Raw genomic sequence first — 17245 nt, 5'->3', positions numbered from 1 at the left:
GAGGAATCCGGAAGTCGGGTCCCTTGACGTCGGCCACGGTCACTTCAGGAGATCCCGAATTCTTTACCGAGGAAGTCGAAGAGGTCGTCGTCCGACGCGGACTCGATCTCGTCGACGACATCGGTGCCGTCTTCCGGTCCTCGGTTGTCGTTCCATTGCGCGAGCAGCGCCTGCAGCCGCGCGGTGATCCTGCTCCGGTCCTCGCCGTCCGGGGTTGCCCCGGCCAAGGACTTCTCGAGCCCGTCCAGTTCGGCGAGCAGCGAGGTGACCCCCGTCGTCGCCTCTTCCGGCAGGATCTCGCCCCGCAGGTACTGGACCAGTGCGTTCGGTGTGGGGTAGTCGAAGACCAGCGTCGCCGGGAGCCGGACTCCGGTGGTCGCGTTCAGCCGGTTGCGCAGCTCGACCGCGGTGAGCGAGTCGAAGCCGACCTCGCTGAAGGAGCGGGCCGGGTCGACCGTCTCCGGGCCCGGGTAGCCGAGTACGGCCGCCACCTGGGCGCACACCAGCTCCAGCACGGCCTCGTCCCGCTCGGGCTCGGAGAGCCCGGCGAGGCGGGCCCGCAGCTCGTCGGCCCCGCCGGTGGGGGCGGCGGTGTCGGCTCCGGCCGCCCGGCGGGTGGCCGGAGCCGCCCGTACCAGGCCGCGGAACAGGGGCGGCAGCATGCCGACGCCTGCCTGGGCGCGGAGGGCGGCCATGTCGAGCGGCATCGGGACCAGGAGGGGGTCGCCCGTGGAGGTCGCGGCGTCGAAGAGTTCGCGGCCGCTGTCGGCCGTGAGCACGCCGATACCGCCGCGGCGGATGCGGGCGATCTCCGTCTCGTCCAGCTCACCACCCATGCCTCCGGCCACCGACCACAGGCCCCAGGCGAGGGAGGTGGCGGGCAGGCCGTTGGCTGCGCGGTGCTGGGCCAGGGCGTCGAGGAAGGCGTTCGCGGCCGCGTAGTTGCCCTGGCCCGCGCCGCCGAAGACTCCGGCGGCGGAGGAGAACAGGATGAACGCGGCCAGGTCCGCGTCCTGGGTCAGCTCATGCAGGTTCCAGGCCGCGTCCGCCTTCGGGCGGAGGGTCGTGGCCATGCGCTCCGGGGTGAGCGATGCGATCACGCCGTCGTCCAGCACGCCTGCCGTGTGGATCACGGCGGTGAGCGGGTTTTCGGCGGGGATCGCGGCCAGGATCTCGGCAAGGGCGTTCCGGTCCGCCACGTCGCAGGCCGACCAGCGGACACTTGCGCCCAGCTCGGTGAGCTCCGTGGCCAGTTCCTGCGCGCCGGGGGCCTGGTCGCCTCGGCGGCTCACCAGGAGGAGGTGGCGTACGCCGCGCTCCGCCACCAGGTGGCGGGCGAACAGACCGCCCAGGGTGCCGGACGCACCCGTGAGCAGGACCGTGCCCTCCGGGTTCCACCCGGTGGATTCCGTCTCCGGCGTCGCGGTGACGCGGGCCAGGCGCGGGGCCTGGATCTCGCCGTTGCGGATGGCCACCTGGGGTTCGTCGGTTGCTACGGCCGTCGCGAGTGCCTTGAGGGTGGTGTCCTCGCCGTCGGTGTCTACCAGGACCAGCCGGTCCGGGTTCTCCGACTGGGCGGAGCGGACCAGGCCGCGGGCCGCGGCGTGGGCCAGGTCGGTGCCGTTGGTGAGGACGACCAGGCGGGAGTCCGCGAAGCGGTCGTCGGCCAGCCAGGTTTGGAGGAGGTCCAGCAGGTAGGTGGTGGTCTGCTGCGCCGTGGTGGCGGGCGAGAGGGTCTCCCCCACCCCGCCCCTTCCCGAAACAAGGGGCTCCGCCCCTTGAACCCCGCCGGGGCTCCGCCCCGGGCCCCGGTCCTCAAACGCCGGACGGGCTGGAGTTGCCCCAGCGGCCTGGTTCGCCGCATCGGCCTCGGGCGCCCCCAGGCGCAGGACCACGTACTCCGGAGCCTCCTTGCCCGCGTCCAGGGCCTCGGTCAGTGCGGCCAAATCCTCGTACACGGGGAGGCCCAGGGCTGCCGTGCCCAGGGCTGCCCACCGCTCGGGCGACGGGGCGGCCTCGGTTGTCGCCACCGGGGTCCAGTCCACGCGGAACAGGGCGTCCGCGGCGGCCGGGCGGGCGGCGGGCAGCTGGTCCGGGGACACCGTGCGCAGCGCCAGGCCCTCGACCGACGCCACCGGGGCGCCCGTCGTGTCCGCAAGCTGGAGCGACACCGTGCCCGTGGTCGTGCCCGTGACTCGCACTCGCAGCGCCGAGGCGCCAACCGCGTGCAGGGACACTCCCGTCCACGAGAACGGCAGGCGGCCCTGGCCGCCACCCTCTTCGGCTGCGGCCAGTCCGAGGGCGTGCAGCGCCGCGTCCAGCAGTGCCGGGTGCAGGCCGAAGGTCTTCGCTTCGGCCTCGGCGCCCTCCGGGAGCCGGACCTCGGCGAACACCTCGTCGTCCCGCCGCCAGGCGGCGGTCAGGCCCTGGAAGACCGGGCCGTAGGCGAAGCCCGCCTCGGTCAAGCCCTCGTACAGGCCCTCGACCGGGATCTGCTCGGCCTCGGTGGGGGGCCAGGCGGTGAGGTCGAACGTCGACGCCGGGGCGCCCGCCGCCAGCGCGCCCGTCGCGTGGCGCAGCCACGGCTCGTCGGCCGGGGCGTCCTCGGCGCGGGAGTGCATCGTCAGCGCGCGGCGGCCCGTGGCGTCGGGGGCCGCGAGCGACAGGCGGAGCTGGACGGCACTCCCCTCGGGCACCATCAGCGGCGCCTCCAGGGTGAGTTCGTCCAACCGGTCGCAGCCCGCGTGTTCCCCGGCGCGCAGCGCCAGTTCCACGAACGCCGTACCGGGCAGCAGGACCGTGCCCATCACGGCGTGGTCGGCCAGCCACGGCTGGGCCTGGAGGGACAGCCGTCCGGTGAAGACGAAACCGTCCGCGTCCGGCAGCTCCACGGCGGCGCCGAGCAGCGGGTGGCCCGCCGCGTGCAGGCCGATCGCGGTGGCGTCACCGCCGGCGGGCACGGCGTCCAGCCAGAACCGGCGGCGCTGGAACGCGTACGTCGGCAGCTCCACCCGCTGCGCACCGTACGGGGCGTACAGCGCCTCGAAGTCCACTGCCGTGCCCCGGACATGGGCCTGTCCGAGGGCGATGAGCAGCGTCTCGGGCTCCGGGCGGCCGCTGCGGCAGGTGGCGGCGAAGGCGTGGCGGTCGCCGGTGACGCAGTCCTGCGCCATGGCGGTGAGCACACCGTCGGGGCCGAGTTCGAGGAAGGTGGTGACGCCCTGGGCCTCCAAAGCGCGGACGCCGTCGAGGAAGCGGACCGCCTCGCGGACGTGGCGCACCCAGAAGTCGGGGGTGGTGATCTCCTCGGCGGAGACCAAGGCGCCGGTCAGGTTGGAGACGATCGGGATGCGCGGGGCCTCGTACGTCAGCTCCTCCGCGACCTGGCGGAACGCGTCCAGCATCCCGTCCATGTGCGGCGAGTGGAACGCATGGCTCACCGTGAGCCGCTTGGTCTTGCGGCCCTCGGCCTCGAAGCCCGCCGCGACCTCAAGGGCCGCGTCCTCGTCGCCCGCGACCACGACCGAGGTCGGGCCGTTGACGGCCGCGAGGCTCACCCGCTTGCCCAGCAGGGGCGTCACCTCGTCCTCGGACGCCTGCACCGCGATCATCGCGCCACCGGCGGGCAGTTGCTGCATCAGACGGCCACGGGCCGCCACCAGCTTCGCCGCGTCCGCGAGCGACAGCACGCCCGCCACGTGCGCGGCGGCCAGCTCGCCGATGGAGTGGCCGGAGAGGAAATCGGGCCGCAGACCCCACGCCTCGGCCAGGCGGAACAGCGCCACCTCGATGGCGAAGAGGGCGGGCTGGGTGTACGCGGTCTGGTCGAGCACCGCGGCGTCGTCACCGAAGAGCACCGTCTTCAGCGGCGCTTCGAGGTGAACGTCCAGCGCGTCGCACACCGCGTCCAGCGCCTCCGCGAACACCGGGTACGCCTCGTACAGCTCGCGGCCCATGCCCAGCCGCTGGCTGCCCTGTCCCGTGAACAGGAACGCCACCTTGCCCTCGGCCACCGCGTCCGCCACCAGCCCGGGCGCCGTGCGGCCCTCGGCGAGGGCGTCGAGCGCGGCCAGGAAGCCGTCGCGGTCGCGGGCGACGAGCGCCGCCCGGTGGTCGAAGGTGGCGCGGGCGGTGGCCAGGGAGTGGCCGAGGTCGGCGAGGGCGGTCTCGGGGTGGTCCGCCACATGGGTACGGAGCCGGGCGCCCTGGGCGCGCAACGCCTCCGGGGACTTGCCGGAGAGCACCCACGGCAGCGCCCCGGGCTGCCGGTTCTCCGTCCGGGCCGCCTCGATGACGACCGGGGCCTGCTCGATGATGGCGTGGGCGTTGGTGCCGCTCATGCCGAAGGAGGAGATGCCCGCGCGGCGCGGACGGCCGGTCTCCGGCCAAGCCCTCGCCTCCGCGAGCAGCGACACCGCACCCGCCGACCAGTCGACGTGCGGCGACGGCTCGTCGATGTGCAGGGACTGCGGCAGCACGCCGTGCCGCATCGCCAGCACCATCTTGATGATGCCAGCGACACCGGCGGCGGCCTGTGTGTGGCCGAAGTTGGACTTGATGGAGCCCAGCCACAGCGGCTGGTCCTCCGGCCGCTCGCGGCCGTACGTGGCCAGCAGCGCCTGCGCCTCGATCGGGTCACCCAGCGTCGTACCCGTGCCGTGCGCCTCGACCGCGTCCACGTCGGCGGCTGACAGCCCGGCGTTCGCCAGGGCCTGGCGGATGACGCGCTGCTGGGACGGACCGTTGGGCGCCGTAAGACCGTTGGACGCACCGTCCTGGTTGACCGCCGTACCGCGCACGACGGCCAGTACCTGGTGACCGTTCCTGCGGGCGTCAGACAGCCGCTCCACGAGCACCATGCCGACGCCCTCGCCCCAGGCCGTACCGTCGGCCGCCGCCGCGAACGGCTTGCAGCGGCCGTCGGTGGCCAGGCCGCGCTGGCGGCTGAACTCGGTGAACACGGCGGGCGTGGTGATGATGGTGACACCGCCCGCGAGCGCCAGCGTGCATTCGCCGTTGCGCAGCGCCTGCGCGGCGAGGTGCAGCGCCACCAGCGACGACGAGCACGCCGTGTCGACGGTGACGGCCGGGCCCTCGAAGCCGAAGGTGTAGGAAACCCGGCCGGAGGCGATGCTGCTGGAGCCGCCGGTGCCGAGGTAGCCCTCGACGCCCTCGGGGACGGTGTGCAGCCGCGACACGTAGTCGTTGTGCATCTGGCCGACGAAGACGCCGACCTCCTTGCCGCGCAGCGTGCCCGGGTCGATGCCCGCCCGCTCGAACGACTCCCAGGTGGTCTCCAGCAGCAGCCGCTGCTGGGGGTCCATGGCGAGCGCCTCGCGCGGGTTGATGCCGAAGAAGGCCGGATCGAAGTCGTTGGCGTCGTAGTAGAAGCCGCCCTCGCGGGCGTACGAGGTGCCGGGGCGGTCCGGGTCCGGGTCGTAGAACGCCTCCAGGTCCCAGCCCCGGTCGTCGGGCAGCCGGGAGATGCCGTCGCGGCCCCCGGCCAGCAGCTCCCACAGGTCCTCGGGAGTGCGGACGTCGCCGGGGAAGCGGCAGCTCATGGCGACGATCGCGATCGGGTCGTCCTCGTCGGCGGTGGCCCCCGCACCGGACCGGGTCTGCGCCGTTACGGCGGCGGCCGCCGCCTCGGAGCCGAGCAGCTCCTCCAGCAGATAGCCGGCGAGCGCGGCGGGCGTCGGGTAGTCGAAGACGAGCGTGGCGGGCAGCCGCAGCCCGGCGGCGCCGCCGAGGCGGTTGCGGAACTCCACCGCCGTCAGCGAGTCGAAGCCGAGGTCCTTGAAGGCCCGGCTCGCCTCCACCGCGTCGGGCGAGTCATGGCCGAGCACCACGGCCACCTGGGCACGTACCAGGTCGAGCAGCATCTGCTCGCGCTCGGCAGCGTCCAGCCGGACCAGCCGCTCCACCAGCGAGGAGCCGTCCCCGGCCGCGCTCGACTCGGCGGTGCGGCGGGTCGTACCGCCGCGCACCAGACCGCGCAGCAGCGGCGGCACCATGTCGACGCGTGCGCCCGTGAGCGAAGCCAGGTCGAGCTGCATGGGCACCAAGAACGCGTCGCCGACCTGCTGAGCGGCATCGAACAGGGCCAGGCCCTCGTCCGAGGACAGCCCCTGCACGCCCGAACGGCTCATGCGGGACTTGTCGGTGGCCTCCAGCTCGCCGGTCATGCCGCTGGCCTCGGCCCACAGGCCCCACGCGAGGGAGGTGGCGGGCAGGCCGTGGGCCTGGCGGTGACGGGCGAGGGCGTCCAGGAAGGAGTTGGCGGCGGCGTAGTTGGCCTGCCCCGGGCCGCCGAACGTACCGGCGGCCGAGGAGAACAGCACGAACGCGGCCAGGTCGAGTCCCCGGGTCAGCTCGTGCAGGTTGACCGCCGCGTCCACCTTGGGCCGCAGCACCTTCTCCAGCCGCTCCGGCGTCAGCGAGCCGATCACGCCGTCGTCCAGCACACCGGCCGTGTGCACCACGGCGGTCAGCGGATGTGCGGCGGGGATGGCGGCCAGGACGGTGGCGAGCTGGTCCCGGTCGGCCGCATCGCACGCGGCGATGGTGACCTCGGCGCCCAACTCGCGCAACTCGGAGGCGAGTTCGGCCGCGCCCGCGGCCTGCTCGCCGCGGCGGCTGGTCAGCAGCAGATGCCGGGCGCCGCGCTCGGTCACCGCGTGCCGGGCGACCAGGCCGCCGAGGGTTCCGGTGCCGCCGGTGATCAGCACCGTGCCGTCCGGGTTCCACGCGGCGGGCACGGTGAGGACGACCTTGCCGATGTGGCGGGCCTGGCTGAGGTAGCGGAACGCGTCCGGGGCCTGCCGCACATCCCATGCGGTGATCGGCAGCGCGCGCACCGCGCCCTGCTCGAACAGCTCCAGCAGTTCGCCCAGCATCTCCTGGATGCGGTCCAGGCCCGCCTCGGTCAGGTCGAACGCCTGGTAGGAGACGCCCGGGTAGGCGGCCGCGACGTCCTCCGGCGCACGGACGTCCGTCTTGCCCATCTCGACGAACCGGCCGCCGCGCGGCAGCAGCCGCAGCGACGCGTCCACGAACTCCCGGGCCAGCGAGTCCAGGACGACGTCCACACCACGTCCCCCGCTGGCCTCGCGGAACGTGTCCTCGAAGGCCAGGTCACGGGAGGACGCGATGCGGTCGTCGGCGAGCCCGAGGCCGCGCAGCGTGTCCCACTTGCCGGGGCTGGCGGTGGCGTACACGTCCACGCCCCAGTGGCGGGCCAGTTGCACGGCGGCCATGCCGACACCACCGGCGGCGGCGTGGACCAGCAGCGATTCCCCGCCGCGCAGGTCCGCGAGGTCGCGCAGCGCGTAGTACGCCGTCATGAAGACGATCGGCACGGACGCGGCCTGCGCGTACGACCAGCCCCGCGGCATCGGCACGACCATGCGGCGGTCCACGACCACCAGCGGGCCGAACCCGCCGGGCAGCATGCCCATCACCGGGTCGCCGGGCACCAGATCGGTGACCCCGGGGCCGGTTTCGAGGACGACACCGGCGCCCTCACTGCCCATCAGGCCCGCGTCGCCCGGGTACATGCCCAGCGCGTTCAGCACGTCGCGGAAGTTCACACCGGCGGCCCGGACCGCGACCCGCACCTGTCCGGCCTCCAGCGGCGCGGTGGCCTCCGGGGTCGGCAGCAGGGTCAGGTTCTCCAGCGTGCCCTTGTCCTCGATGTCGAGGCGCCACGCCTGCTCACCGGCCGGGGGCACCATCGGCCCGTCGGCGGCGATGCGCGCCAGCCGGGGAGCGTGGACGGCGCCTCGGCGCAGCACGAACTGCGGCTCGCCGGAGGCCAGCGCGGCGCCCAGCGCCTCGTACGACGCGTCGGTGCCGTCGACGTCGACCAGCACCAGCCGGTCGGGGTTCTCCGACTGCGCGGAGCGCACCAGCCCCCACACCGGGGCGTGCGGCAGGTCGTACGTGCCCGCGTCACCGGCGGTGGCCACCGCGCCGCGGGTCACCAGGACCAGCTGCGAGGCGGCGAACCGGTCGTCGGCCAGCCACTCCCGTACGAGGGACAGGGCCTCCTGGGTGGCGGTGTGCACCGCGCCCGCCACCTCGTCGTCCGCGCCGCGCGGGTCGAGGTACGCGAGAACGTACTCGGGCACGTCCGGCGCCGTCCCGGCCTCGCCCAGGGCGGCCAGATCGGCGTGGACCCCCGCACCGGACGTCAGCGCACCGGACGTCAGCGCGTCGGGCGCGCCGCCGCCGAGCACCGCCCACCGCACGGTGGCTTCCGTGGTCAGCGGCACGGTGGCCCAGTCCAGCCGGTACAGCGACTCGTGGTACGCGGCTGTGCGGGCACCCTCGAGCTGCCCGGCCGCGACCGGACGCAGCGCCAGCTGCTCCACGGACGCCACCGGCGCACCGGTCCCGTCGGCCAGCTCCAGCGACACCGCGTCCGCCCCGGCCGGGGTCAGCCGCACCCGGAGCGCACCGGCGCCCACCGCGTGCAGCGACACCCCGCCCCAGGAGAACGGCAGCCTGCCCTGTTCGTCGCCGTCGGGACGGGCGAACGTGCTGTGCAGCGCGGCGTCCAGCAGCGCCGGGTGCAGCCCGAACGCCTTCGCGTCGGCCTCGGCGCTCTCGGGCAGCCGTACCTCGGCGAACACCTCGTCGCCGCGCAGCCAGGCAGCCTCCAGGCCCTGGAAGACCGGGCCGTACGCGAAACCGCCCTGCGCCAGGTGCTCGTAGAGCCCGTCGACCCCGGCGGGCTCGGCGCCCGGCGGCGGCCACGCCGTCAGATCGAACGACGGCTGCGGGGCGCCCGCCACCAGCACACCGCTGGCGTTCCGGGTCCACGGCAGCTCGGCGGGCGCGTCCTGGGCCCGCGAGTACAGCTCCAGCGTGCGAAGGCCCGCGGCCTGCGGGGCGCCGACCACGATCTGAAGCTGCACCGCGCCGCGCTCGGGGAGGATCAGCGGCGCCTCGATGGTCAGCTCGTCCAGCCGGTCGCAGCCCACCTGGTCACCGGCGCGGATCGCCAGCTCCACGAAGGCGGTGCCGGGCAGCAGGGCCGTGCCCATGACGGCGTGATCGGCCAGCCACGGGTGGCTTTCGAGGGACAGCCTGCCGGTGAGCAGGAAGCCGTCGGAGTCGGCCAGCGGCACGGCAGCGCCCAGCAGCGGATGGTCCGCCCGGCCCAGACCCGCCGACTCCACATCGCCCACGAAGCCCGCCGGGTTCGTCAGCCAGAAGCGGCGGTGCTGGAAGGCGTACGTGGGCAGGTCGACGCGGGACGCACCGGTGCCCGCGAAGTACGCGGCCCAGTCCGGCGCCACGCCACGGACGTGCAGCCGGGCGAGGGCAGCGGTGACGGTCTCGGCCTCGGGCCGGTCCTTGCGGCAGGTGGCGGCGAAGGCCGCGTCGCCCTCGGTGAGGCAGTCCTGCGCCATGGCGGTGAGGACACCGTCCGGACCGAGTTCGAGGTAGGTGGTGACGCCCTGGACCTCCAGGGTGCGGACACCGTCGAGGAAGCGCACCGCCTCGCGGACGTGGCGCACCCAGAAGTCGGGGGTGGTGATGTCGTCTGCGGAGACGACCTCCCCGGTGAGGTTCGAGACGATCGGGATGCGGGGCGCCTCGTACGAAAGCCCCTGCGCCACCTCGCGGAACGCGTCCAGCATCCCGTCCATGCGCGGCGAGTGGAACGCGTGGCTCACCGTGAGCCGCTTCGTCTTACGGCCCTGCGCCTCGAAACCAGCGGCGATCTCCAACGCCGCGTCCTCGTCGCCCGCGATGACGACCGACGTCGGGCCGTTCACAGCGGCGATGCTCACACGCTCCGTGAGCAGCGGCGCCACCTCGTCCTCCGACGCCTGCACCGCGATCATCGCGCCACCGGCCGGGAGTTCCTGCATCAGACGGCCACGTGCGGCCACCAGCTTCGCCGCGTCGGCGAGGGAGAGCACACCCGCCACATGGGCGGCGGCCAGCTCGCCGATGGAGTGGCCGGAGAGGAAGTCCGCACGCAGCCCCCACGCCTCGACCAGCCGGAACAGCGCCACCTCCACCGCGAACAACGCGGGCTGGGTGTAGGCGGTCTGGTCGAGCACCGAGGCGTCATCGCCGAAGAGCACGGTCTTCAGGGGCGCGTCGAGGTGCGGGTCCAGCGCGTCGCACACCTCGTCCAGCGCCTCCGCGAACACTGGGTACGCGGCGTACAGCTCACGGCCCATCCCGAGCCGCTGGCTGCCCTGGCCGGTGAACAGGAAGGCCACCTTGCCGTCCGCCACCGAGCCCTCGACGAGCCCCGCGGCCGCGTCGCCGCGCGCCAGCGCCTCCAGGCCCGCGACCAGCGCGGCACGGTCCTCACCGACCACCACAGCGCGGTGGTCCAGCGCGGCGCGGGTGGTGGCCAGGGAGTAGCCGAGGTCGGTCAGCGGCAGCTCGGGCCGCTCCTCGATGTGGGCGAGCAGCCGTACGGCCTGGGCGCGCAGCGCGTCGGCGGACTTGCCGGACAGGGTCCAGGGCACCACACCGAGCTGCCGGTTCTCCGGCCGGGGCTCCTCGATGACAACGGGCGCCTGCTCGATGATGGCGTGGGCGTTGGTGCCGCTGACGCCGAAGGAGGAGATGCCCGCGCGGCGCGGGTGGCCGGTCTCCGGCCACTCCCGCGATGCGGCGAGCAGCGACACCGCGCCCGACTCCCAGTCGACGTGCGGCGACGCCTCGTCGATGTGCAGCGACTGCGGCAGCACACCGTGCCGCATCGCCTGCACCATCTTGATGATGCCCGCGACACCGGCGGCGGCCTGCGTGTGGCCGATGTTCGACTTGATGGAGCCGAGGTACAGCGGCTGTTCGGCGGTCTTCTCCTTGCCGTACGTGGCCAGCAGCGCCTGCGCCTCGATCGGGTCGCCCAGCGTGGTCCCCGTACCGTGTCCCTCGACGACGTCCACCTCGGCGGCGGAGAGTCCCGCACCCGCCAGCGCCTGGCGGATGACGCGCTGCTGCGACGGACCGTTCGGCGCCGTCAGACCGTTGGACGCGCCGTCCTGGTTGACCGCCGTACCGCGCACGACGGCCAGCACCTGGTGGCCGTGTCGACGCGCGTCCGACAGCCGCTCGACCAGCAGCATGCCGACGCCCTCGGCCCAGCCCGTGCCGTCCGCGTCCGCCGAGAACGACTTGCAGCGGCCGCTGGCGGACAGGCCGCCCTGGCGGCTGAAGTCGATGAAGGTGTCCGGGGTGGACATGACGGTGACACCGCCCGCGAGCGCCATGGTGCACTCGCCGCTGCGCAGCGCCTGCGCGGCGAAGTGCAGCGCCACCAGCGACGACGAGCACGCCGTGTCGATGGTGACGGCCGGGCCTTCGAGACCGAAGGTGTACGCGACGCGGCCGGAGGCGACACTGCCCGCCGTACCGGTGCCGAGATAGCCCTCAAGGCCCTCGGGGAGCGCGGTCAGCCGGGAGAGGTAGTCGTGGTACATGACGCCGGTGAAGACGCCGGTCCGGCTGCCGCGCACGGCCGCCGGGTCGATGCCCGCGCGCTCGAACGCCTCCCAGGAGGACTCCAGCAGCAGCCGCTGGTGGGGGTCCATGGCGAGGGCTTCGCGCGGGTTGATGCCGAAGAAGTCCGGGTCGAACTCGCCCGCCTCGTAGAGGAATCCGCCCTCGATGGTGGCGCTGGTGCCCGCCTGCCCCTGGTCGTCGCCGAGCAGCCCGTCGAGCTGCCAGCCGCGGTCGGTGGGGAATCCGGAGATGGCGTCGGTGCCGCCCGTGACGAGCTGCCACAGCTCCTCGGGGCTGCTGACGCCGCCCGGGTAGCGGCAGCTCATGCCGACGATGGCGATCGGCTCGTCGTCGGCGATCGCGACGGCGGTGGCGGGTGCCGCGGCGGCCTCGTCGGCCTGGTCGCCGAGGATTTCGGTGCGCAGGAAACCGGCGAGCGCGGTGGGCGTGGGGTAGTCGAAGACGAGGGTGGCCGGGAGCCGTACGCCCGTGACCGCGCCGACGCGGTTGCGCAGCTCGACTGCGGTGAGCGAGTCGAAGCCCAGCTCCTTGAAGGCGCGGCCCGCGCCGACCGCCTCCGGGCCCGCGTAGCCGAGGACGGCGGCGACCTGGCCGCAGACGATGTCCAGCAGCAGCCGGTCGCGTTCGGGGACGGACAGCCCGAGGAGCCGGGTCGCGAGTCCGCCGCCGTCCGTGGCGCCCGACTCGGCGGTGCGGCGGGCCGGTCCGCCGCGCACCAGCCCGCGCAGCAGCGCGGGGACCATGGTGGCATCGGCGTGGCGCAGCGACGCGAGGTCCAGGTGCATGGGGACGAGCGCGGGGTCGCCGACGGCGAGCGCGGTGTCCAGCAGGGCCAGGCCCTCGTCGGAGGAGAGGGCGGCGACTCCGGCGCGGGTGATGCGCTCGATGTCGGCGTCGTCCAGGTCGCCGGTCATGCCGCTGCGCTCGGCCCACAGGCCCCAGGCGAGGGCGGTCGCGGGGAGCCCCTGGGCGCGGCGGCGCTGGGCGAGGGCGTCGAGGAAGGCGTTGGCGGCCGCGTAGTTGGCCTGCCCTGGGCCGCCGAGGGTGCCGGCGGCGGCGGAGAACAGCACGAACGCGGACAGGTCGAGGTCGCGCGTCAGCTCGTGCAGGTTCATCGCCGCGTCCACCTTGGGCGGCAGGACGCGGTCGACGCGCTCGGCGGTGAGCGAGCCGATGACGCCGTCGTCCAGCACGCCCGCCGTGTGCACGACGGCGATGAGCGGGTGTGCGGCCGGGACGGCGGCCAGCACCTCGGCCAGCGCGGCGCGGTCGGCCACGTCGCAGGCGGCGAGGGTGACATCGGCACCGGACGCGCGGAGTTCGGCGACGAGTTCGGCGGCGCCGTCCGCGTCGGCGCCGCGCCTGCTGAGCAGCAGCAGGTGGCGTACGCCGTGCTCGGCCACCAGGTGGCGGGCGACGAGGCCGCCCAGGGTGCCGGTGGCGCCGGTGACCAGGGCGGTCCCCTCGGGGTCGAGGGCGGGCGCGGTGTGCGCGGCGTCGGAGGCGACCTTCGCCAGGCGCGGCACGACGACGGAACCGGCACGGACCGCGAGCTGCGGTTCGCCGGTGGCGAGCGCCGGGGCGAGGGCGCGGTACGAGGCGTCGTCGCCGTCGATGTCGACCAGGGTGAAGCGGTCCGGGTTCTCGGACTGCGCGGAGCGCAGCAGGCCCCACAGCGGGGCGTGCGCCAGGTCCTCGGTGTCGGCGTCGGCCGCGGTGGCGACGGCGCCACGGGTGGCGATCACCAGCCTGGAGCCCTCGAAGCGGTCGTCGGCGAGCCAGCCCTGGGCCAGTTCCAGCGCGCGGTGCAGTACGTCGCGTACGGCGGCCTGCTCCGAAAGCCCGCTGTCGGGCGCGAAGAACGGCGCGACGACGGCCTGCGGCACCGTGGCGCCACCGGTCACGGCCTCGCCGAGCGCGGCCAGGTCGGGGTAACCGGCGGCGGTGGGCAGCGCGGCGGCCAGTTCCGGGCTGTCGTCGCCCAGCAGCGCCCACTGCCCGGCCACGACGGTGGTGGCCGACGGCACCGGGACGGGGGTCCACTCGACGCGGAACAGCCCGTCGTAGAAGGCGCCGCGCGCGGTGTGCACCTGCTCGGGGGAGACCGGGCGCAGCAGCAGCGCGTCGACGGAGGCGACGGGCGCGCCGCTCTCGTCGGTCACCAGGACAGCGACGGAGTCCTGGCCCGCGGGCGAGAGCCGGACGCGCAGCGCGGAGGCGCCGACGGCGTGCAGCCGGACGCCGCTCCAGGAGAACGGGAGGCGGCCGTGCTCGGTGTCCTCCAGCAGGGAGCCGATGCCGACGGCGTGCAGGGCCGCGTCCAGCAGCGCCGGGTGCAGCCCGAACAGGTCGGCCTCGCCGCGGGCGCTGTCGGGCAGGCGTACCTCGGCGTACACGTGGTCGCCGTGCTGCCAGGCGGCCTTGAGGCCCTGGAACACGGGACCGTAGGCGAATCCGCTTGTCGTGAGCCACTCGTACAGCCCGTCGACGGGCACCTCGGTGGCACCGGTCGGGGGCCAGGTGGTGAGGGTGTCGCCGGAGGCGGTGGCATCCGTGGCGCCGGTGGCGAGCACACCGGTGGCGTGGCGGGTCCACTCGCCCTCGCCCCAGGTGCCGTCGGCGGCCTCTTCGAGCCGCGAGTGCAGGGTCAGCGAGCGGCTTCCTGTCTCGTCCGGCGCGCCCACGGACACCTGCACCTGCACCCCGCCCTGCGGGGGCAGGGCGAGCGGCGCTTCGAGGGTCAGCTCCTCCAGCACATCGGCGCCGACGTGGTCACCGGCGCGGATGGCCAGCTCCACGAAGGCGGTGCCGGGCAGCAGCACGGTGTCCATGACGGCGTGGTCGGCGAGCCACGGGTGGGTCTGGAGGGAGAGCCTGCCGGTGAACAGGAATCCGGCGGCGTCGGCGAGCGACACGGCGGCGCCGAGCAGCGGATGGTCGGCGGAGCCGAGCCCGGCGGCGGTGACGTCACCGGTCCAGGGCCCGGCGGGCTCGGGCCAGTACAGCTCGCGCTGGAAGGCGTACGTGGGCAGCTCGACGCGGCGGGCACCGGAGCCCGCGAACACCGCGGCCCAGTCGACGGCCACGCCGTGCACATGGGCGCGGGCGAGCGCGTCGGTCAGCGCGGTGGCCTCGGGCCGGTCACCGCGCAGCACGGGGACGAACGTGGCGCCCTCGGCGGTGACGCAGTCCTGCGCCATGGCGGTGAGCACCCCGTCGGGGCCCAGCTCCACGAAGGTGGCGACGCCGTACTCTTCGAGCCCGCGGATGCCGTCGGTGAAGCGGACGGCCTGCCGGACGTGGCGGACCCAGTAGTCGGGCGAGCAGATCTCGTCGGCGGAGACGGACGCACCGGTCAGGTTGGAGATGACGGGGATGACCGGCGGCGCGTAGCTGACGCCCTGCGCCACCTCGCGGAACGCCTCCAGCATCCCGTCCATGTGCGGCGAGTGGAACGCGTGGCTGACGGTGAGCCGCTTGGTCTTGCGGCCCTGTGCCTCGAAGCCCGCCGCGATCTCCAGCGCCGCGTCCTCGTCGCCCGCGATGACGACCGAGGTGGGCCCGTTGAGGGCGGCGAGGGAGACGCGCTCGGTGAGCAGCGGCGTCACCTCGTCCTCGGACGCCTGGACGGCGATCATCGCGCCGCCGCCGGGCAGTTCCTGCATCAGTCGGCCGCGCGCGGCCACCAGCTTCGCGGCGTCCGCGAGCGACAGCACGCCCGCCACATGGGCGGCGGCCAGCTCGCCGATGGAGTGGCCGACGAGGAAGTCGGGCTTCACGCCCCACGTTTCCAGCAGCCGGAACAGCGCCACTTCGAGGGCGAACAGGGCGGGCTGGGTGTACGCCGTCTGGTCCAGTACGGAGGCGTCGTCCCCGAACATCACCTCGCGCAGGGGCAGTTCGAGGTGGCCGTCGAGTGCGGCGCACACCTCGTCCAGGGCCCGTGCGAAGGCCGGGACGGTCGCGTACAGCTCGCGGCCCATGCCGACGCGCTGGCTGCCCTGCCCGGTGAACAGGAACGCGACCTTGCCCTCGCTGACCTCGCCCTGGACCAGCCCGCTCGCGGGCCCGTCCTCGGCGAGCGCGGCCAGCCCGCGCAGCAGGTCGTCCCGGCCGCCGTCGCCCGTGAGGACCACGGCCCGGTGGTCCAGCGCGGCGCGGGTGGTGGCCAGGGAGTGGGCGAGGTCGACCAGGCCGAGGCCCGGGTCGCCTTCGACGTGGGCGGCGAGCCGCGCGGCCTGGGCGCGCAGCGCCTCGGCGCTCTGCCCGGACACCAGCAGCGGCAGTCGCCCGCCGAGCCCGGTCCACTGGCCCTCGGCCGTCTCCGGCTCGCGGTCCTCGGCGGGCGCCTGCTCGATGACGGTGTGGGCGTTCGTACCGCTGACGCCGAACGAGGAGATGCCCGCGCGGCGCGGCTGTCCGGTCTCCGGCCACGGCGTGTTCTCGGTGAGCAGGGACACCGCGCCCGCCGACCAGTCGACGTCCCCGGAGGGCGCGTCGACGTGCAGCGTCCTGGGCAGCACCCCGTGCTCGATGGCCTTGACCATCTTGATGATTCCTGCGACACCGGCCGCGGCCTGGGTGTGCCCGAAGTTGGACTTCACCGAGCCGAGCCACAGCGGGCGGCCCTCGGCGCGGTTCTGCCCGTACGTGGCGAGCAGGGCCTGCGCCTCGATGGGGTCGCCGAGCGACGTCCCCGTGCCGTGCGCCTCGACGGCGTCGACCTGGGCCGGGGTGAGGCGGCCGTCGGTGAGCGCCTGCCGGATGACGCGCTGCTGGGACGGACCGTTGGGCGCCGTAAGACCGTTGCTGGCGCCGTCTTGGTTGATGGCCGAACCACGGACGATGGCGAGCACCTGGTGGCCGTTCTTACGGGCGTCCGACAGCCGCTCCACGAGGAGCATGCCGACGCCCTCGCCCCAGCCGGTGCCGTCCGCGCCGTCCGCGAACGCCTTGCAGCGGCCGTCGGGCGCGAGGCCCCGCTGCCGGCTGAAGTTGATGAACGCGCGCGGGCTGTTCATGACCGTGACACCACCGGCCAGCGCCAGCGAGCACTCGCCGTTGCGCAGCGACTGCACGGCCAGGTGCAGCGCCACCAGCGAGGCCGAGCACGCGGTGTCGACGGAGAGCGCCGGGCCCTCCAGTCCGAAGGTGTAGGAGATGCGGCCGGAGATGACGCTCGCCGCGTTGCCGGTCAGCAGATACTGCTCGACGCCGGGCGGCGCCGTGTGCATCAGCTCCGGGTAGTCCTGGCCGTTGGTGCCGATGAAGACACCGGCCTTGCTGCCGCGCAGCGTGACCGGGTCGATCCCGGCCCGCTCGAACACCTCCCAGGACGTTTCCAGCAGCAGCCGCTGCTGGGGGTCCATGCCGAGGGTTTCGCGCGGGCTGATCCCGAAGAACCCGGCGTCGAACTCGCCCGCGCCCTCCAGGAATCCGCCCTGGTCGGTGTAGCTGGTGCCCTGCTGGTCCGGGTCGGCGTCGAAGAGGGACGAGACGTCCCAGCCCCGGTCCGTGGGGAAGTCCGTGATGGCGTCGCCGCCACCGGCCACGAGCTGCCACAGCTCCTCCGGAGACGTGACGCCTCCGGGGAACCGGCAGCTCATGCCGACGATCGCGATCGGCTCAGGCTCCTGCGACTCGACCTCGCGGAGACGCTGCCGCGTCTGATGCAGATCGGCAGTTACCCGCTTGAGGTAGTCGAGGATCTTGTCCTGATCCGCCATTGGAGTCTCACCCATGCTTC

General features: G+C 74.1%; 1 protein-coding gene. It reads right to left on the bottom strand.

The window, feature by feature from the left end:
* Positions 1-44 precede the first annotated feature (44 nt).
* A complete protein-coding gene (locus ACH4TL_RS20525; protein WP_398425310.1) occupies positions 45-17225 on the bottom strand; it encodes an SDR family NAD(P)-dependent oxidoreductase in 17181 nt (5726 codons plus the stop codon).
* Positions 17226-17245: the final 20 nt, after the last annotated feature.

Source organism: Streptomyces sp. NPDC021115 (assembly GCF_044333065.1).
GTDB lineage: Bacteria > Actinomycetota > Actinomycetes > Streptomycetales > Streptomycetaceae > Streptomyces.
The sequence above is the reverse complement of the archived record's forward strand: the minus strand, read 5'-3'. Positions and strand labels throughout refer to the sequence as shown.

Bases quoted from the DNA above. Each gene is read 5' to 3' on its own strand.
- ACH4TL_RS20525 (WP_398425310.1), bottom strand. From the start codon at position 17,225: ATGGCGGATCAGGACAAGATCCTCGACTACCTCAAGCGGGTAACTGCC.